The organism is Paenibacillus sp. LBL, assembly GCF_029893715.1.
Classification (GTDB): domain Bacteria; phylum Bacillota; class Bacilli; order Paenibacillales; family Paenibacillaceae; genus Paenibacillus_AQ; species Paenibacillus_AQ glucanolyticus.
Window position 1 is genome coordinate 362,614 of record NZ_JARXYU010000002.1, and the last position, 19,119, is coordinate 381,732.

Sequence of the window (19,119 nt, forward strand, 5' to 3'; positions counted from 1 at the left end):
AATTAAACACGAGGTGAATGACATGGGGGAGTTTCATCAGGAAGCTTGGCCCGATTGGGCAACGGAGAAGATTAGTATTGCCGCACCGGATCCTGCCTGGCTTAACAAAGGACTTCATGAGGTTACCGAACTTAAGCAGTTGCTGGCACAATATGGTGTTGTGCAGATCGAACATATCGGAAGCACGTCCATACCTGGGATGCCGGCAAAACCGATTATCGATGTCATGGCGAAGATCCAATCTTTTGAAGAGATTGACTGTATAGCTGAGATGCTGGAGGTGCATCGCTGGAGCTATGTTCCACCAGAGTTGGATGGGAGAACGTACCGAAGATTTTTTGTCAGAGTCAGGAATGATCGGCGAGAGTGTCACTTGCATCTGATGCTGGACAAGGAGCCGAGATGGGAGAAGCAGCTTCAGTTTCGGGATCGGCTTAGGGAGCAGCCTAAGTGGGCTCAGCAATATGCTGAATTGAAAGTGAAGCTGGCACAAGAGAATCAGGATGATCGAGAGGCATACACGGCTGCAAAAACAGAGTTTATCCAGCGTGTACTTGGAAGCTAGAGGAGAGGCATGCGTGTAATCGGCAGCTTCCTATCAATTTGCTCAAATTATTGAATAAATTTTCGATGAAATGTATATTTATTCTCAACAGGTTATAGGGAGTGGTAAATATGCATAAGCGAATTGAAGAACTGACACTGAATGCGTGGCCGGCCATCCAGACGGTGGTCCAGCATGGCTGGTTGCTGCGATTTGCAGACGGTTTTACGAAGAGGTCCAACTCAATCAGCGCGTTATATTCAGAGCATCCGATAGATCTTCACGCGCAGATTCATCAATGTGAGAGAGGTTATGCAGATGCCGGACTTGATGTTATTTTCAAAATCACGCCATTCAACCCGCCCGATCTGGATTCAACATTAGATTCTATGAATTACTCTGTTGTTGATCCATCCAGTGTCAGAATCCTGGAGCATTTGCATGATATCGAGGCCCCTACTCATCATGAAGTGACCGTTCAGGAGCATGTAAGCGATGACTGGCTTCATAATCTGGGAGTGATAACGGGACAGTCAGAGCAGGATCTGGCAACTACGAGAAGGTTGTTATGTCAATCTGTTATTCCATACGGATTCTTTACTCTATATGATCAATCCAAGCCCGTAGCCTGCGGGATTGGAGCTTTGGAGCAGGGGGTTCTCGGGCTTTATGATATTGCCACCTCGCCAGCTGCCAGAAATCGGGGTTTCGGCAAGCAGCTGGTGCTGCACATCCTTCAATGGGCAAAAGCGAAAGGTGCAACTTGCAGTTATCTGCAAGTGATACAAAATAATGTTACAGCTAACCGTTTGTATGATCGGTTACAGTATAAAGAGATTTATACGTATTGGTATAGACGTAAACAGGTAGCGCGTTAGGTGCTTGTAGGGGGTTCGAGCTTCTATGCCTCGCGCGCCGGGGGTTACTCTGTATCAGTAACCGTTGTATAATCATGGAAGAGGCTGCGGAAGACCCGGTTTTAGAGGAAGCAGTCTAAGCCGGATTCGTTAAGGAAATGAATGTAGGAGGACTATTTTGAACAATTATACAATGACCGATCCGCAAGGCAAACCCTTTATGATTGAATGTGAGGATATTGTTCTTAGGGAATATATGCTGGAGGATCTGGATGCCATATACAAGATCACGCATGAACCGGAGATCAGGCAGTACCTGCCAGGTTGGGATGTGCCGAAGGAACAGCGCCTTGATTGGCTGACCAACTATGAGATGGTTGAGAATCGACAGTTCCTGCAAGCCGTTCAGGACGGCGGGGATGTGGGCCAACTGCGTCTGCGATTAGTTATTGTGTTGAAGGATACCGGAGAGACCATTGGCTGGTGCAACACAGGACCCAAGGACGGGCTGCCTTATCCTAACAGGGAAATCATGTATGGAATGTCCAACCGGCATCACAATCAGGGATATACAACCCAGGCTGCTCGGGGATTAATCGAGTTTTTGTTCCAGAATACAGGGGAGCTCGAATTATGTGCTGCTGCTCTGCCCGGCAATGAGGCTTCCAATAAAGTTATCCGAAAATGCGGGTTTACGTACGTCGGCGAGGTCGAGCTCGATCAGGAGCTTCATCATTACTATAGGCTCAGCAAAGAGGGTTAAGGAGGTAATATGAAAACTCTTGCCTTGGGAGCAGGGATATTCATCGTCGTTGAGCTGCTGCTCATTATGCTCTTGGCAGTGGATGAGTGGATCATGATTATGCTGGCTGCAGGTGTTATGATTACATTGTTATCTTTAATACTCCATTATCAGATGAAGCTGGTGAAGAGTGGCAGGGATTATGTGGTCCATCAAAAAAGACAAAAGATTCATGAACTGAATCAAAAGTCCAGAGAACATCTGCCATCCGAATCGGCATCGGAGTAAGCAGCGTAAACAAGAATAAAGCATGCGAGGAGGCACATCGTTGCGATATAAGGTTATATTATTCGATGCAGATGATACGTTGTATGATTATGCCAAGTCGGAGGCTTTTGCATTGTCAGGTTCATTTGGCGAGATCGATCAGGAATGCACGGCCGCTATCGTGGACAGCTACAGGCGTATTAACCAGCAGTTATGGAACGAATTCGAGCAAGGAAGCGTTACGCAGAGTGAACTGCGAACAGCCAGATTCGAAAGGCTGCTGGCCGAACACAGTATTGAATGTGACCTGGATGCCGATGCATTCAGCCATACCTACATTAAGTATCTAGGGCAGGGCTCATACCTGATCGAAGGGGCAAAAGAGCTATGCAGTCAGCTTGCGGAACGCGGGCAGCGAATGGCCATCATTACGAACGGAATCAAGGAAGTACAGTTTAACCGAATTCACGGTTCTGCGTTATGTGATGCCTTTGAATGTATTATCGTCTCGGAGGATGCCGGTTCTCAAAAGCCCCACGAAGGGATTTTTGATTATGCCTTCGATAAATTGAACCACCCCGATAAGAAGGAGGTCCTCATCGTTGGTGATTCTCTAACTTCCGATATACAGGGCGGCATTCGTTACGGGGTTGATACTTGCTGGTATAACCCGCATCGCAAGGCAAACTCCACGTCCATTCAACCCAAATATGAGATCCATACGCTGGAGGAGTTACACGATATTATATCCTTTTAGAGGATCGGTTTCGATGGGCAGGATGAATATGTAGGTATCATGATCATGATCCATTATAGACTTCTTCAGGAACAAGATTGTAAACTTGTGTTGGAGCTAATGGGGCGACATCCACTGCAATTTCCTGGCTTTGTCCAGCGATTGTATCCTGAAAGGTGGAATCTTTATTTAAAACATAAGGATGATGCGAAATACTGGGTGGCTGTTAGGGATACAGAAGATGTTGTGGGTCATGCTGGATACATATGGAATTCTGATCTGAAAAGATATGAAATTGTTGGTGTGGTGGTTTCTCCGTTATATCAACGGCAGGGAATTGGCGCCGGCATACTGGATGCCGTATGTGCAGGCATTCGGGATCGAGGCCATTTCACAGCCGTTTTATTCACCTTGGGTCACCCTGGGAATGAAGGTACTCTCAACTTTTACAAACGCCTCGGATACCAACAAACCCGTTACGAGCTTAATTATTTTGCCGAAGGGTATTCACGAGTAGGGTTTGAGAGAACGTTGTTGTCTACATGATTGGGAGGAAGGTGCTGGTGTGGTTCAATGCCCATGGTGTGCGAGCGATGTAGCTTTGATTGACCAGACGTGTCCGGTATGTAAACACGAGGTATTGCCTGAGCATCTGATATCTGGGCCGGACGAAGAGACAAGCGTCCAGAGTGATCCATTAACTGAAGCGGGCTGCCTCAGCATGGAGGAATTGATGATCAGCAAATTCAATTGCCGACGCTGTGGTCATCGGGATTGCATCTCGCAGGAAGTTAGCATGAGCGGTACCGGTGTTAGCAAAATTTTCGATATCGATTATCACCATTATTTGTTCGTATCCTGCACCCGGTGCGGATTCGTAGAGGTATTCAATCCCGATGTCCTGCGGGGCCATAAATCCGGGGCGCTGGGAACGGTGCTGGATATCATATGGGGTTAAGCAAGAAACAATACAACAAAGGGGTATGAACATGATACAAGCTTTTATTTTCGACATGGATGGCGTCATTATTGATAGCGAGCCCATGCACTTTGAAGTGGATATTCAGGTTATGAACTATTACGGGTCGGCTATAACCCATGAACAGCTGGAGCAGTACGCGGGGATGACCAATCCGGAGATGTGGGCAGCCGTGAAAGAACAGCATAATCTGACTCCATCCGTTTCAGAAATTATTGAATACCAGTTGTCCAACAAAATCGAAATGCTGACTTCAAGTGAGATGGAGCCTATCGATGGCATACGGGAACTCCTGGCAGAGCTCAAAGCACGGAATATTCCGGCGGCTATTGCGTCATCATCGCCACCTGTATTCATTAAGGCCGTTCTCCGCAAGTTTGATCTGCTAGATCATTTTGAATGCGTTGTGAGTGGAGAAGAAGTGGAGAGAGGGAAGCCAGCACCGGATGTATATCTCAAGGCTGCCGAATTGTTGGGGGTGAAGCCACAAGATTGCATGGTGCTTGAAGATGCCCGCCATGGTGTTGCCGCAGCGAAAGCGGCAGGGATGAAATGCATCGGCTTCGTGAATCCGAATTCGGGAAATCAGGATTTATCCCAAGCCGATTATGTGGTGCATGCCGTTTCGGAAGTTGCGCAGATCTGCCAATTCGAATAGAATATTACCTAGAGCTTGGCCGCGAATTGCGGCTGGGCTTTTTTTTGTTTTACACCAAATGGACATAAACCCAACTTATTGATCATAAAACTCGTTTATACTATATCTACTATATTATATCTACTATTAGTATCTAGACCTAAGTCTAGGATGAATATCGTCTGAAGACGGAAGATAACCCTCTCCGATCATGATATCCTTGCATTAACAAGACACGGGAGAGGAATGTGAACGGATGCTTACTGATTTGATTCTAAACAACGATATCGCACAATATACGGGTTGCGTAGGTGGTAACCAAGCAGAGGAGATAAGGCCTGATGGATTTTTTACGTAATTTAGGCGATATCGGATTATTTATTCATGCCATGATCGATGCGATTATTTTTCCGATTCCGGCACTGTTCTCGCAGCTGTCCCTGAGCGCTCTGAGCCCGGACCGGGCGATCTGGCTCGCGACGATCGGATTTGCAGGGTGTTTGATTGGAACGCCTATCGGTTATGGAATTGGAAAAGTTTCCGGCAGTTTAGTCTTAAACAAGATCATGAAGAAAAAATGGTATGATTCAGCAACCGCATTGTTCACCAAGCATGGCGAAGCTGCCATACTTGTTGGAGCTTTCACGCCGATTCCCTTTAAAATATTTACCATTCTATCTGGCTGCATGAACTATCCTTTATGGAAACTTCTCAGTTATGCGGCTATCGGCCGCGCAGTGAAGTTCTATACCGTGGGCGTGCTGTTCTATGTTTACGGCCGCGCAGCTGAGAATATGGTGGATAGTGTACTCACGATTATTCTGTTGTCTGTTGGGATTCTGATCGGGGGCGTTTGGTTCACAGTACGGATGATTAAGAACCGCAAGAAAAAACGCTCTGAGACCTCAGTGGTGCAGCCTCCAAAAGATTCGATTGATGTGACGGCAGGTGAAGAATGATTGATGGTTCGATGATGAAGTTTTGATTAACGAATAAGCAACACATAACGTTAGATAAGGAGTAATATCAATGAGATCCATAAATGAGCAAAAAATATTAATATTAACCGGAAGCCTGGGAGAGGGTCACAACCAGGCGTCGAAGGCCATTGTGGAGTCAGCTAAAAAAAACTACCCTCATCTGCGCGTTAAAGTAATGGATTATATGGAGCTAACCCATCCACGGCTGCATGTGGCAGGCCAGTATTTCTTTGTGCAGTGGATGAAGCATTTCCCATCCGTCTACGGTTATCTATTTCAAAAAACACGTGAGGAAAACACCCTGATTCAGATGCTGAAGCGCTTCAGTACTTTCAGCCTGCATAAACTCAGCACAATGCTGGAGACGGAGAAGCCGGCAATTGTAGTCAGTACGTTCCCCCCGGCAGCAGCAGGCATGTCCTTATTGAAAGCAATGGGCTTTACCGATGTGCCAACGGCTACCGTCATGACGGATCACACGGATCACAGCTACTGGATACATTCTCACACGGATTATTATATGGTGGGTTCTGATGTCGTACAGCTTGCACTGGAGCGCAAAGGCGTGCCAAGTAAAAAAATCTCAGTCACCGGAATTCCCGTCAATCCTCTCTACAGCCAACCGGTGGATCAGGGCCGGCTGCGAGACCATTACGGCGTACATGCATCTGAGCAGGTTGTGCTGATCATGGGCGGAGGAGAAGGCATGATCGATAAAGAGGTTATCGAATGGATGAAATCACGGGAATACCCGCAGAATGTGCGATTTATGATCGTGTGCGGCCGTAACGCGAAGTTGTATCAATCGCTGCAGGAGGATTTTTCGGATCATTCCCAAATAACGGTCATGGGTTATGTAGATCGTATGCATGAATTGATGGCGATGGCTGATTTGATGGTGACAAAACCAGGAGGACTCACCATATCCGAAGCGTTGACGATGGAGCGTCCTATGTTATTAGTTAAACCGCTGCCGGGTCAAGAGCAGGATAATGCGGATTATCTGGTGGGAATCGGCGTGGCTCAGCAAGCCATGGCTGGTGAACTGAAACAGCAATTGCTGAAGTTGATTACGACTCCGGCACTTCTGCAGGAGATGAAGCACAAAGCCGCAATCAATACCCATAAAGATTCCGCACTATCGGTTCTGACCAGATTGCTCCATATTCAACAGAGCTATCGGCTTCGCGAATGGTCAGACGACATAACAGCTGTACCGTACGGGGTGCTGAACAGAGAGGTCTTTGAGAACGAGGCCCTACACCATTACTATGACAGTTATCGGTAAGATGAAGGAGTTTATCCATGAATTTGTTGGAATTGGTTGAGCAGTTATTTGAACAATATGGTTATTTGGTGTTATTGATTGGGCTGCCCCTTGATTTTATTGCTCTTCCAATTCCTCCTGGAAACAGCACCTTAACCTACACCGGGTTCCTGACCTATAAGGGGATCGTTGAGATGGTCCCTGCATTTGGATCAGCTTTTATAGGGGCAGCCATAGGGTTAACCATTACCTATATCCTTGGATATAAGCTGGGGATGCCGCTCATAGAACGCTATGGAAAATGGCTCTTCATTAAGCCATCCCTTGTGGAGAAAACACAGGTGTATTACAACAAGTATGGAAATAAGCTGCTCATTATTTGTTTTTTCATCCCCGGGGTGAGGCAATTCATCGGGTACTTTATCGGCATGATTCGAGTACCTTACCGGACGGTATGGATCTATGGATACACGGGGGTCGCAGCGTGGGTAATATCCTTCTTCAGCATAGGTTATATCTTTGGCGAGCAGTGGCAGTATATTCTGAATGTGGTCGAACATTATCTGAAGGTAATCTTTATCTGTCTGGCTTGTTCCTTTCTTATCCTGCTTGTGTGGAATCGCGTTAAACGTGAGAAAGCCAAAAAGCTCTCCAATGCCACCAGAAATGAATGAATGGCATGATTTGCATTTTAAAATAAAAGGTCTGCAGATTTGAATGCCCTTGCAACCGCTGCTTACAGCGTAGCTGCACACATACATAATGCGTTTAAAGAGATTTAGGTAAGTGATTGAATAGAATAAACAGGACATGGGAGGGAGAGTTATGAGCGAAATCATACCTTTATTCAGAGTATTCGATGAAACGAAGGCGAAAGAATTTTATATCCAATATCTTGGATTCACCTTGGATTGGGAACATCGCTTTGATGATTCCGCACCGCTGTACATGCAGATATCCAGGGATTCGTTAAAAATCCATTTGACGGAGCATTATGGAGACTGCTCACCCGGCGCAGCCATTCGGGTGGACATGGTAGGGATTGAGCATTTTCATGAACAACTGATCCAGAAAAATTATCCATACTCCAGACCTGGCATCGAGATCGCGCCTTGGAACAGTAAAGAGCTGTGTGTCATTGACCCATTCGGTAATAAAATCATTTTTTATGAAGAGTCGTAATCGATAGAGAAGCTAGGTTTAATCCTGAATGCGTTTCGGACGCTGCGTAACTGATCGGATCGAGGACATTGAAGTGCAGCAAGTAGAAGAACATAGAAGTATTCCAATGAAACGGCTCGGCTCGCAATAAGCGGACAGGCCGTTTTGTTTGGTTGTAGAAGTATTCATTCACGAGGTATCCCTGCCTGAGAAGCATACTGATAAATTCTGCTCAGTCCTTCCTCAATCTCTTCTGTTGTGAGGTTCCCGTACCCTAATACAATACCGGTTGGAGTGGAGGGGCTCGGCTTGGCGATCCTGTATTTCGAAATCGTTTCAGCTTGGAAGCCGTATGCAGCCGTATCATTCCAAGGAAGAAGAGCGTACGCTTTCGGATGAAAAGAGATCTGAAGATGCATGCCTGCCTCATCGCCCAGAATGGAAATATCATTACCGAATAAGTGCTGAAGCCGTTCCGTCATGAAATTCCTGCGTTTCTTATATACTTTCTTCATCTTATGGATATGTCGTTCCAGTTGGCCATCCAGAATGTACTGACTTAATGCCTTTTGAATGATAAAGGGTGTGTGCAAATTCAGTTTATCTTTCACTTCGGCAATGGTATTGATTAGACTCGGCGGAACAATTATAAATCCGATCCGAAGACTGGGCGACAAGGTTTTGCTAAACGTTCCCACATAGATGACTCTGGAAGGGGAGAGGGTCTGTAGAGGGGGTACAGGAATTCCCCGAAGACGGAACTCGCTATCATAATCATCTTCAATCACGAATGAGTCCGCTTCTTCAACCATCCGGATAATCTGATGTCTGCGTTGAATGGACAGCAGGCTCCCAGTAGGAAACTGGTGTGACGGTGTTAATAAAACAAGATGACCCGGAGTGATACTCGTAAGGAAGTCGATACGCATTCCGTTGAGATCGACTTCAACAGGGACAAGACGATAGTCCATCAGCTTAAAAATCTCTTGTGTAAAATCGATTGTTGGATCTTCTATGTACAAGGAATGAAATTTTGGAGCGAATGATTTGGCCAGGAGAAAAAAACCTTCGGAAGCGCCCGAAACAATCATGATTTGTTCGGCTGTGCATTGAATGCCCTTGGAGCGGTATACATATTCGCATATTGCGGACCGAAGCGATAAATCGCCTTGGACATGGCCGTAATTATGTTCTTCAGACAACGTGCCTTCTGCTGCTTCTTTCAAGTATTTCGCCCAGATTTGCCTAGGGAACCATTTTTGGTCAGGAACCCCTGTCGCAAAATCAATGATTTGTTCACGCTCAGGTTCAGGCTGTGGCTGGACTGCCGCTCCGCTGGAAATTGTGGGAATACGCGAATCGGAAATGTGGAAGATTCCTTCGGCCACATAGGTGCCAGATCCTGCCCGACCATCCAGATATCCTTCGGCTATCAGCTGCTCATATACCTCGATGACAACATTGCGCGCAATTCCCCATTCCTTAGCCAAAACGCGAGTGGGAAGCAGTCTGGTTCCAGCCGACAGCTGCCCCGATTCGATGATCATTCGCAACTGCTGGCATATCTGACGCGTCACCGGTACCTTAGATTCACGGTCCACATAAATGCCGTACACGATTTTCCTCCTCTAATTGGTTCCTGTGTAACAGCGAATATTGGATCTAATCATAAACCATTGTCCTTATTATAATGATGTTGAAGTGATCCGAAAAGGGAGGAAATGACATGAACAGGATGTTAGGCAGATCGGAAATATCCGTAAGTCCGCTTGGGTTGGGATGTTGGGCAATCGGTGGGGAATTTACGTTAGATGGCTTGCCGGACGGATGGGGGGAGGTCGATGAGTCTGAATCGATTGCAGGGATTCATGCAGCGTTAGAAAGGGGTGTAAACTTTTTTGATACTGCGGATGTATATGGAACAGGGCATAGCGAAGCGGTGCTTGGTCGTGCGTTGAGGGGAAGACGACACGAAGCGGTCATTGCTACCAAATTCGGATATACCTATGATGAGTCAACCAAGGAAGCATTCACTCGTCACGATGTAACACCAGAATATGTTCGTCATGCGTGTGAGAGGTCCCTGAGACGTCTTCAAACGGATTATGTTGACATGTACCAAATTCATGTAGGTGGTTTAAGTTTAGAGGAAATCGATACAGTGATCGATAGTTTGAATGAACTTCGTCAAGAAGGGCTGATCCGTACATATGGCTGGAGCACATGGGATGTAGCCAATGCCCAAATCTTCGCTCAAAAATCGGAAGCAGCTGCCATACAGCACGTATTGAATGTGCTTAGTGATGATAAGGAAATGCTCTCTCTATGTGAACGTTATGGTCTAGCCAGCATTAATAATACTCCTCTGGCTATGGGCCTCTTGAGCGGAAAATTCAATCATGATTCCAGATTCAGTGATCAGGATGTAAGGGGAAGCCGTCATGAATGGGTTACCTATTTTAAGAATGGTAAGGCGGTACCTTCGTACCTCCAAAAGCTTGAGGCAGTCAGAGAGGTCTTAACGAGCGGAAATCGAACTTTAGTTCAAGGGGCGCTTGCATGGATTTGGGGGAGAAGTCATGTGACGATTCCGATCCCAGGTTTTAAAACCAGGAAGCAGGTGGAGGAATTGATCGGGGCAGCTGCTTTTGGACCTTTGTCGGAGGCGCAGATAAATGAAGTCGAAGGAATACTAGGTTCGTCATGAATGGCGTTGGGTGTTGAAGAATAGGTCCGCCGGGAAACATCCGGGGGACTTTTTTGCTTGATGATCACGCTAAATATTTTTAATCATTCAAGGGTAGGCGTTATTTCTCATATACTTATGCAACCGAGTCGAAAACGAGGAGGTGAAATTAGCTGAGAAGAAAATGGGTTCTTCGGAAATCGCTCAGAAATAAGCCTAAACAGCGTGTACTTCAACGAAAAAAAATAATGAAAAAGATCAGTCGCCAAAAATCGCTTCGGAAAAATCGCTTGGTCATTTCAAGACAATCTCGGTCACATCATAGAAAGCAACGACATCATCATCACCATAAAAGAAAACGTGGGAAATGTATACGAAAAGTAGTTCTCGCTAAAAGAGGACCCAGAGGTATAACGGGAGCTCCGGGGGTCAGGGGACCTCAAGGACCCATTGGCTATAGCGGAGCAGATGGTGGTGCAGGAGCAACAGGAGCTACAGGAGCTACAGGTGAAGGATTAAATGGAATTGTCAGTTTTGATCCAGGATCAAGTTTATTCTATATGCAAGGGCAGGTCGTTACTTATAACGGCAGCACCTACCTTGCAAATGTCACTTCGCCTCAAGGCGTTCCGGGCATGTCGCCGGATTATACATTGCTTGCTGCTGCAGGCGCAGGCTTAAACGGGGTTATACCATTTGATCCAGCTCAAGGTCAGTCTTATCCGTTGGATCAAGTCGTGACATACAATGGTAGTACGTATTTGGTCAATGTCGCCAATCCCACGGGGATCCCCGGAGCATCGGCAGATTATACCTTGCTGGCGGCAGCCGGCATGAGCGGTGAGGTAGGAATAACAGGAGCGACGGGCCCGACCGGCGAAACAGGTGCTACAGGGATGACGGGTACCAGAGGAGATACGGGAGCAACGGGTCCAGCAGGAGCAACGGGTGTAACAGGGGTTGCTGGAGCTACCGGGGCAACGGGAGCAACCGGCCCAACGGGAGGAACTGGTAATACAGGAGCAACTGGCTCGACAGGTCCAACTGGAGCTACAGGCTCGACTGGAGTAACAGGTAACACGGGAGCAATTGGTCCGGCTGGTGTAACAGGGTCAACGGGAGTCACCGGAGCAACCGGCGCAACAGGGGCAACAGGTTCAGCAGGAGCAACTGGTGCCACTGGGGTTACGGGGTTAACCGGATTAACAGGTCCGACTGGCGTTACAGGAGTCACAGGGGCAATCGGACCAACTGGCTTGACAGGAGCCACCGGGGCAACAGGTTCAGCAGGAGTCACCGGAGCTACGGGATTAACGGGTCCAACGGGAGTAACAGGTGCTACGGGAACCACTGGTGCAATCGGGGCAACAGGCGTTACAGGAGCAATCGGAGGCACGGGTTCAACGGGGGTAACCGGAGTTACGGGATTAACTGGTCCAACAGGCGTTACAGGTATAACAGGAAGCACAGGTGTCACAGGATCCACCGGTCCGACCGGAGCCATAGGAATTACGGGATTAACCGGACCAACTGGCGTCACAGGAACAACAGGTGCAACTGGATTAACAGGTCCAACAGGAGCAACCGGGCCGATCGGTGTAACTGGTAACACGGGTTCAACCGGAGTAACAGGCCCAACCGGCGCGACAGGATCCACAGGCTTGACTGGTGCAACAGGTTCAACGGGTGCAACCGGCGTTACAGGAGCAATCGGAACCACGGGTTCAACAGGATCTACTGGCGCAACCGGAGTAACCGGCTCGACTGGAGTCACCGGAGCAACCGGCGCAACAGGTCCAACAGGAAGCGCTGGTGTCACAGGAGCAACTGGGATAACCGGAGCAACAGGCCACACCGGTGTAACAGGCTCATCGGGAGTGACAGGTCCGACAGGCTCAACCGGGCCGATCGGTGTAACTGGTAACACAGGTTCAGCAGGAGTAACAGGCCCAACCGGCGCGACAGGAGCTGCCGGAGCCACCGGTCCAACAGGAGTTACAGGAACAACAGGAAGCGCTGGTATCACAGGAGCAACCGGTCCAACTGGGTTAACAGGAGTAACCGGAAGCACGGGTCCAACCGGAGCAATAGGAGCTACTGGTGTCACAGGACCAACCGGGATAACCGGTCCAACAGGAGTAACAGGGATAACTGGGGTTACAGGTTCTACAGGCCCAACCGGCGTTACAGGAGCAGCAGGCCCAACCGGCGTTACAGGAGCAGCAGGAGCCACCGGAGTAACAGGCTCGACTGGAGCCACCGGAGTAACAGGCTCGACTGGAGCTACCGGAATAACCGGGCCAACAGGAATCATGGGTTTAACGGGATCTACGGGAGCGACAGGTGCCACCGGTCCAACGGGAGCCACCGGTCCGACTGGTGCCACCGGAGTTATGGGGTTAACCGGCCCAACGGGGTTAACAGGAGGAACCGGAGCGACGGGAGCTACAGGAGCGATTGGTGCAACAGGGGCAATTGGGCCAACCGGAGCTACAGGAGCAATCGGAGCTACGGGTTCAACGGGGGTAACCGGCGTTACAGGTTTTACAGGCCCGACCGGAGCCACCGGCGTAACAGGTATAACAGGAAGTACTGGTGTCACAGGACCAACAGGAGTCACAGGTCCGACCGGAGCAACCGGTCCAACGGGGCCGATCGGTGTAACTGGTAACACGGGTTCAACCGGAGCAATCGGAGCTACTGGAGTCACCGGAGCCACAGGATTTACGGGATTAACTGGTCCAACAGGAACCACCGGTTCCACAGGGGCAACGGGAGTAACTGGCCCAACCGGTGTTACAGGAGCAATAGGAGCAACGGGTTCAACAGGATCTACTGGCGCAACGGGCGCGATAGGAGTCACCGGAGCCACAGGCTTAATTGGTGCAACAGGTTTAACGGGTGTAACAGGTGTAACAGGTGTAACAGGCTCGACTGGAGTCACCGGAGTAACCGGCGCAACAGGAGCAACAGGGGCAACAGGTTCGGCAGGAGTAACAGGCTTGACTGGTCCTACGGGAGTAACCGGTCCAACAGGAGTAACAGGGATAACTGGTGTTACAGGTTCTACAGGCCCAACCGGCGTTACAGGAGCAGCAGGAGCCACCGGAGTAACAGGCTCGACTGGAGCAACTGGAACAACTGGAGCTACCGGAATAACCGGGCCAACAGGAATCATGGGTTTAACGGGATCTACGGGAGCGGCAGGTACTACAGGTTCAACGGGCCCAACAGGAGCAACCGGCTTTACAGGTCCAACAGGAAGCACAGGTGTCATAGGATCCACCGGTCCAACGGGTCCGATCGGTGTAACTGGTAACACGGGTTCAACCGGCCTTACAGGATCTACGGGCGCCATGGGTTCGACAGGACCAACAGGAGCAACAGGAGCAACGGGAACTACGGGTCCAACTGGTGCAACCGGAGCTATTGGCGCCACGGGTTCGACAGGATCCACAGGTCCTACTGGCGTTACAGGTGTAACTGGAGTCACCGGTCCGACCGGTGTAACCGGAGCAGCAGGAGTAACAGGCTCAACGGGAGTGACAGGTTCAACAGGAGCAACCGGGCCGATTGGTGTAACTGGTAACACGGGTTCAACCGGAGTAACAGGCCCAACCGGAGCGACAGGAGCCATTGGGGTAACAGGTGTTACAGGATCCACAGGTCCAACTGGTGTTACAGGCTCGATTGGTGGAACAGGGGCAACAGGCGTTACAGGAGCAATCGGAGCCACGGGTAATACAGGAAGCACTGGAGTTACAGGTTCTACAGGCCCAACCGGAGTTACGGGAGCAACAGGATCAACGGGTGTAACGGGCGCGACAGGAGCCATTGGTGCAACCGGCGTTACAGGTTCAACTGGCCTGACAGGTGCTACTGGAGTTACAGGTCCAACAGGAGGAATCGGGGTAACAGGAGCAACCGGCCCGACTGGGGTAACCGGAGGAACGGGAGCAACTGGTGTCACCGGAGTCACGGGATTAGCAGGTCCAACTGGCGTAGCAGGAACAACAGGCCCAACTGGATTAACAGGGGTAACGGGATCTACTGGCCCAACTGGTGCAACAGGTTCAACGGGTGTAACCGGTGTTACAGGAACAACAGGCATTACAGGTCCAACAGGAAGCACAGGTGTCACAGGAGCAACTGGGATAACCGGAGTAACAGGCTCAACGGGAGTAACAGGTCCGACTGGTGCCACAGGTTCAACAGGTGTAACAGGCGTCACGGGTTCAACGGGCCCAACAGGATCGACCGGTTCAACGGGGGTAACCGGCATCACAGGCTCAACTGGTGCAACGGGCGCTACGGGAGTTACAGGTCCAACAGGAGGAAGTGGGGTAACAGGTGTAACAGGCCCGACTGGGGTAACCGGAGGAACAGGGGCAACTGGTGCAACAGGCTCAACGGGAGTAACAGGCCCGATTGGAGTAACAGGTGCAACCGGCGTTACAGGAGCAATAGGGGCCACGGGCTCAACAGGAGCCATCGGGGCAACCGGTGTTGCAGGAATAACAGGAAGCACTGGTGTCACAGGAGCCACCGGAGTAACAGGTCCAACGGGACCAATCGGTGCAACCGGAGCCACAGGTCCGACTGGAGGAACCGGAGTAACAGGCATCACGGGTTTGACGGGACCAACAGGTTCAGCAGGAGTAACGGGTGCTACAGGTGCAACCGGCGTAACAGGCCCAACTGGTGCAACAGGGTCAACGGGTGTTACAGGCCCGATTGGGGTAACCGGAGGAACGGGGGCAACTGGTGTCACTGGTGCCACCGGAGTTACGGGATTAGTAGGTCCAACTGGTATCACAGGAGTAACCGGGATAACCGGTCCAACCGGAGCAACTGGAGCTGTTGGCGCCACGGGTTCGACAGGAGTTACGGGAATAACTGGTCCAACTGGCGTAACAGGAACAACAGGCCCAGTTGGATTTACAGGGGTAACGGGATCCACTGGCCCAACTGGTGCAACTGGCTCAGCAGGAGTTACAGGTGTAACTGGAGTCACCGGTCCGACCGGTGTAACCGGAGCTACAGGAGCAGCAGGCTCAACAGGAGTGACAGGTTCAACAGGAGCAACCGGTCCGATTGGTGTAACTGGTAACACGGGTTCAACCGGAGCGACAGGAGCCATTGGGGTAACCGGTGTTACAGGATCCATAGGAGTCACCGGTCCGACAGGAGGAACAGGGGCAACTGGTGCAACAGGCTCAACGGGAGTTACAGGTCCAACAGGTCCAACTGGGTTAATAGGAGCGACCGGCCCGACTGGTGTAACTGGTAACACCGGGGCAACCGGAGTAACGGGCGCAACCGGCGCTACAGGATCCCCAGGCTTGACTGGTCCAACGGGAGTCACCGGTCCAACTGGAGTTACAGGAACAACAGGAAGCACTGGCGTCACAGGAGCAACCGGGTTAACTGGAGTAACAGGCCCGACCGGCGTTACAGGGGCAATAGGGGCAACAGGGGCAACAGGGGCAACAGGGGCAACAGGTGCCACCGGAGTTACCGGATTAACCGGTCCAACTGGCATTACAGGAGTTACGGGAGCAACAGGAGCAGCGGGAGTAACGGGCCCGACTGGAGCCATTGGTGCAACCGGCGTTACAGGTTCAACAGGTGCGACAGGAACTGCCGGAGTCACCGGTCCAACTGGTTTAACAGGAGGAACCGGAAGTACGGGTCCAACCGGAGCAATCGGAGCTACTGGTGTCACAGGAGCAACCGGAGTTACAGGATTAGCAGGGCCAACTGGTATTACAGGAGCAACCGGCATAACCGGTCCAACTGGAGTTACGGGAGCAATCGGTCTAACTGGTAACACAGGAACAACAGGCCCAACAGGCCCAACTGGTGCAACGGGAGTAACAGGAGGAACAGGAGCCACCGGCCCTACGGGTTTAATTGGTGTAACTGGTAACACGGGAGTCACCGGTCCAACAGGCCCAACCGGAGTTACGGGTTCAACAGGAGCAACGGGCCCGACAGGAGCCATTGGTGCAACCGGAGCCACGGGTTCAACGGGGGTAACAGGCGTTACAGGTTCAACTGGCCTGACAGGTGCTACGGGAGTTACCGGTCCAACAGGAGGAATCGGGGTAACCGGTGTAACCGGTCCAACTGGCGTCACAGGCCCAACAGGCCCAACTGGTGCAACAGGCCCAACTGGTGCAACTGGCTCAACGGGAGTTACAGGTCCGACTGGAGCGACAGGTTCAACAGGTGTAACAGGCGTTACAGGTTCAACTGGCCCGACCGGCCCGACCGGAGCCACCGGAGTTACGGGAGCAACCGGTCCAACTGGTTTAACAGGAGCGACAGGCCCGATTGGTGTAACTGGTAACACGGGTTCAACCGGTGTAACAGGCCCAACCGGCTCGACTGGAGCCATTGGAGTAACCGGTGCTACAGGATCCACAGGTTCGTCTGGTCCAACAGGAGCAACGGGTGTAACCGGTCCTACGGGAGGAACAGGGGGGGCAGGAGCAACTGGAAGAACTGGTTCAACCGGTCCAACCGGCTCGACTGGTCCAACGGGTGCAACAGGTTCAGCAGGAGTAACAGGCATAACAGGAAGCACTGGTGTCACAGGAGCTACTGGCCCAACAGGGGCAACAGGTGTAATTGGACCAACAGGACCAACGGGGTCTACGGGCGCAACGGGATCCACAGGCGCGATTGGTGCAACAGGCTCAACGGGATTAACTGGCCCAACCGGTGTAACCGGTCTGACTGGAGCAGCGGGTTCAACAGGAGCAACGGGTGTAACCGGTCCTACGGGAGGAACAGGGGGGGCAGGAGCAACTGGAAGAACTGGTTCAACCGGTCCAACAGGTCCGACGGGAGTAACCGGACCAACTGGCGTCACCGGACCAACAGGAGCAACAGGAGCAACTGGTCCAACGGGCCCGACGGGAACTATTGCTCTAGGTTATGGTTCCATTTATGGTTCCCCTACTACGTTAATCACGGTTGTTGACAATACATCTGTAGCTTTTACAACAGCAGGGCCTACCCTAAATACGACAACGAGCGTGGCATCAGGTACGATTACGGTTAATGCGTCCGGAGTATATATGGTGGACTTTGTAATAACCGTTCATCTAACCACAACTCCTACACTGTTGGCTTCGGCGAGTCGCCTTGTCAGCTTCTATGTGCAAATCAATGGCACTACACAAGAACCGAGAAGTGTTTCCAGTTTTTCCATTGAAAATATCTCTGGTATTGGGGCAACGTTAGTAACCAATGGGGAAGCTTCAAAATCTTATTTAACTACTTTGAATAATGGCGATGTTCTGCGTATTATCATGGATACTTCGGGGGCAAACAGCTCTGCCACATATTCGGGGCAAGTGTTTAATGTCATTCGCATTTCGTAGTCAAAAATAGAATGATGGGGGGCGGCACATTCACTAAATGCTGCCTGTCTCCCTTTTTTCTCAAAAAGACTGCAAGCCATATCCATTATAATTCGAGAATTGAATCATTAAAAATTATTGAGGATGGGCATAGCAAATGCTCTTGGAAAATTATATTATGTAAATATATTTTTCTGCTCAGTAGGCTGATTTAGCAGTTTATGAAGAAGTTCTTATCAATTCATACGATAAGGGATGATACCATGCAGATCGGAGTGAGGAACATGGATATGAGATACCCCATAGGGCAATTTGAATGGGAGGGACAGTCGTCACCGGAACATAGGAATCACTGGATTCAAGAGATTGAGGGGATGCCTGGGAAACTGCGGACAGCCGTTCAAGGTTTGTCTGAGGAACAGCTTAACTTGGCCTATCGTGAGGGTGGGTGGACCATACGTCAGGTCGTTCATCATCTTGCAGACAGTCATATGAACTCCTATATGAGGTTTAAACTCGCTCTAACAGAAGACAATCCAACCATCAAACCGTATGACGAGCGGCTGTGGGCAGCGCTTCCGGATTCCGTGACGGTGGCTGCTGAAGTATCTTTGGCCATGATTGAAGGCATACATACCAGATGGGTCGCTTTATTAAACAGTATGGACCATGAAGACTTTCTAAGAACGTTCTATCATCCCGAGAACCAGCGAACGACTCATCTTGAATACGCCACGGCCATGTATGCATGGCATGGGAATCATCACATAGCACATATTACTTCTGCAAGAGAACGGTTCAAAATATAGCGTGACAATACATATTACTCCGTCTTATGGCGGAGTTTTTGTATGCAATGATGTCGCAATATCAAAATCAACTGTCGCAATTTT

At 50.0% G+C, this 19,119-nt stretch carries 16 protein-coding genes; 15 read left to right on the forward strand and 1 reads right to left on the reverse strand.

Going from position 1 to position 19,119, the window contains the following annotated elements; all coding sequences use genetic code 11:
* Positions 1-22 precede the first annotated feature (22 nt).
* The 12 genes from M2277_RS06750 to M2277_RS06805 all read left to right on the forward strand — a co-directional run bounded on the left by M2277_RS06750 (position 23) and on the right by M2277_RS06805 (position 8,191).
* The gene (locus M2277_RS06750) at positions 23-565 is read left to right on the forward strand and encodes a GrpB family protein (RefSeq protein WP_148247111.1); all 543 of its coding nucleotides are present in this window, start codon (positions 23-25) and stop codon (positions 563-565) included.
* Positions 566-675: 110 nt separating this feature from the next.
* Positions 676-1,422 carry a GNAT family N-acetyltransferase gene (locus tag M2277_RS06755; protein ID WP_280754430.1) on the forward strand — a complete coding sequence of 249 codons (747 nt, stop codon included), beginning with the start codon at positions 676-678 and terminating at the stop codon, positions 1,420-1,422.
* A gap of 157 nt (positions 1,423-1,579) precedes the next feature.
* Positions 1,580-2,164, forward strand: a complete 585-nt coding sequence (locus M2277_RS06760) for a GNAT family N-acetyltransferase (RefSeq protein ID WP_006210857.1) — start codon at positions 1,580-1,582, stop codon at positions 2,162-2,164.
* A gap of 9 nt (positions 2,165-2,173) precedes the next feature.
* Positions 2,174-2,431 (forward strand): hypothetical protein, encoded by a 258-nt coding sequence (locus M2277_RS06765; RefSeq protein ID WP_036637290.1) that lies wholly within the window; start codon positions 2,174-2,176, stop codon positions 2,429-2,431.
* A gap of 40 nt (positions 2,432-2,471) precedes the next feature.
* The gene (locus M2277_RS06770) at positions 2,472-3,167 is read left to right on the forward strand and encodes a YjjG family noncanonical pyrimidine nucleotidase (protein ID WP_280754431.1); all 696 of its coding nucleotides are present in this window, start codon (positions 2,472-2,474) and stop codon (positions 3,165-3,167) included.
* Between the two features lie 39 nt (positions 3,168-3,206).
* Complete coding sequence (locus M2277_RS06775; protein WP_082834461.1) at positions 3,207-3,692, forward strand: GNAT family N-acetyltransferase; 486 nt, start codon at positions 3,207-3,209, stop codon at positions 3,690-3,692.
* 19 nt (positions 3,693-3,711) lie between these two features.
* Positions 3,712-4,104 carry a zinc ribbon domain-containing protein gene (locus M2277_RS06780; RefSeq protein ID WP_006210853.1) on the forward strand — a complete coding sequence of 131 codons (393 nt, stop codon included), beginning with the start codon at positions 3,712-3,714 and terminating at the stop codon, positions 4,102-4,104.
* A gap of 31 nt (positions 4,105-4,135) precedes the next feature.
* The gene (locus M2277_RS06785; RefSeq protein ID WP_280754432.1) at positions 4,136-4,783 is read left to right on the forward strand and encodes an HAD family hydrolase; all 648 of its coding nucleotides are present in this window, start codon (positions 4,136-4,138) and stop codon (positions 4,781-4,783) included.
* A 320-nt stretch (positions 4,784-5,103) separates the two neighbouring features.
* Positions 5,104-5,721 (forward strand): YqaA family protein, encoded by a 618-nt coding sequence (locus M2277_RS06790; protein WP_036637293.1) that lies wholly within the window; start codon positions 5,104-5,106, stop codon positions 5,719-5,721.
* Positions 5,722-5,791: 70 nt separating this feature from the next.
* On the forward strand, positions 5,792-7,030 hold the full coding sequence (locus tag M2277_RS06795; protein WP_280754433.1) for an MGDG synthase family glycosyltransferase: 1,239 nt from the start codon (positions 5,792-5,794) through the stop codon (positions 7,028-7,030).
* A 17-nt stretch (positions 7,031-7,047) separates the two neighbouring features.
* Entirely contained in the window at positions 7,048-7,683 is a 636-nt protein-coding gene (locus M2277_RS06800) for a DedA family protein (RefSeq protein ID WP_036637295.1), read from the forward strand.
* A gap of 136 nt (positions 7,684-7,819) precedes the next feature.
* Positions 7,820-8,191 carry a glyoxalase superfamily protein gene (locus tag M2277_RS06805; protein ID WP_280754434.1) on the forward strand — a complete coding sequence of 124 codons (372 nt, stop codon included), beginning with the start codon at positions 7,820-7,822 and terminating at the stop codon, positions 8,189-8,191.
* A 164-nt stretch (positions 8,192-8,355) separates the two neighbouring features.
* Here the strand turns inward: M2277_RS06805 and pdxR are convergent, their stop codons facing one another.
* Positions 8,356-9,786: a MocR-like pyridoxine biosynthesis transcription factor PdxR gene (gene pdxR / locus M2277_RS06810; protein WP_280754435.1), complete on the reverse strand. Its 1,431-nt coding sequence runs from the start codon at positions 9,784-9,786 to the stop codon at positions 8,356-8,358.
* Between the two features lie 110 nt (positions 9,787-9,896).
* Here pdxR and M2277_RS06815 point away from each other — a divergent pair, with 110 nt between their 5' ends.
* The 3 genes from M2277_RS06815 to M2277_RS06825 all read left to right on the forward strand — a co-directional run bounded on the left by M2277_RS06815 (position 9,897) and on the right by M2277_RS06825 (position 19,035).
* Positions 9,897-10,877 carry an aldo/keto reductase gene (locus M2277_RS06815; protein ID WP_063480585.1) on the forward strand — a complete coding sequence of 327 codons (981 nt, stop codon included), beginning with the start codon at positions 9,897-9,899 and terminating at the stop codon, positions 10,875-10,877.
* A gap of 539 nt (positions 10,878-11,416) precedes the next feature.
* Complete coding sequence (locus tag M2277_RS06820) at positions 11,417-18,247, forward strand: hypothetical protein (RefSeq protein WP_280754436.1); 6,831 nt, start codon at positions 11,417-11,419, stop codon at positions 18,245-18,247.
* Positions 18,248-18,510: 263 nt separating this feature from the next.
* A complete protein-coding gene (locus M2277_RS06825) occupies positions 18,511-19,035 on the forward strand; it encodes a YfiT family bacillithiol transferase (protein WP_100086505.1) in 525 nt (174 codons plus the stop codon).
* The last annotated feature ends 84 nt before the right edge of the window (positions 19,036-19,119 follow it).

Coding starts and splice junctions, on each gene's coding strand:
- M2277_RS06805 (WP_280754434.1), top strand. CDS start 7,820: ATGGGAGGGAGAGTTATGAGCGAAATCATACCTTTATTCAGAGTATTC.
- M2277_RS06790 (WP_036637293.1), top strand. CDS start 5,104: ATGGATTTTTTACGTAATTTAGGCGATATCGGATTATTTATTCATGCC.
- M2277_RS06825 (WP_100086505.1), top strand. CDS start 18,511: ATGGATATGAGATACCCCATAGGGCAATTTGAATGGGAGGGACAGTCG.
- M2277_RS06755 (WP_280754430.1), top strand. CDS start 676: ATGCATAAGCGAATTGAAGAACTGACACTGAATGCGTGGCCGGCCATC.
- M2277_RS06785 (WP_280754432.1), top strand. CDS start 4,136: ATGATACAAGCTTTTATTTTCGACATGGATGGCGTCATTATTGATAGC.
- M2277_RS06750 (WP_148247111.1), top strand. CDS start 23: ATGGGGGAGTTTCATCAGGAAGCTTGGCCCGATTGGGCAACGGAGAAG.
- M2277_RS06765 (WP_036637290.1), top strand. CDS start 2,174: ATGAAAACTCTTGCCTTGGGAGCAGGGATATTCATCGTCGTTGAGCTG.
- M2277_RS06815 (WP_063480585.1), top strand. CDS start 9,897: ATGAACAGGATGTTAGGCAGATCGGAAATATCCGTAAGTCCGCTTGGG.
- M2277_RS06795 (WP_280754433.1), top strand. CDS start 5,792: ATGAGATCCATAAATGAGCAAAAAATATTAATATTAACCGGAAGCCTG.
- M2277_RS06775 (WP_082834461.1), top strand. CDS start 3,207: ATGATCATGATCCATTATAGACTTCTTCAGGAACAAGATTGTAAACTT.
- M2277_RS06800 (WP_036637295.1), top strand. CDS start 7,048: ATGAATTTGTTGGAATTGGTTGAGCAGTTATTTGAACAATATGGTTAT.
- M2277_RS06820 (WP_280754436.1), top strand. CDS start 11,417: ATGCAAGGGCAGGTCGTTACTTATAACGGCAGCACCTACCTTGCAAAT.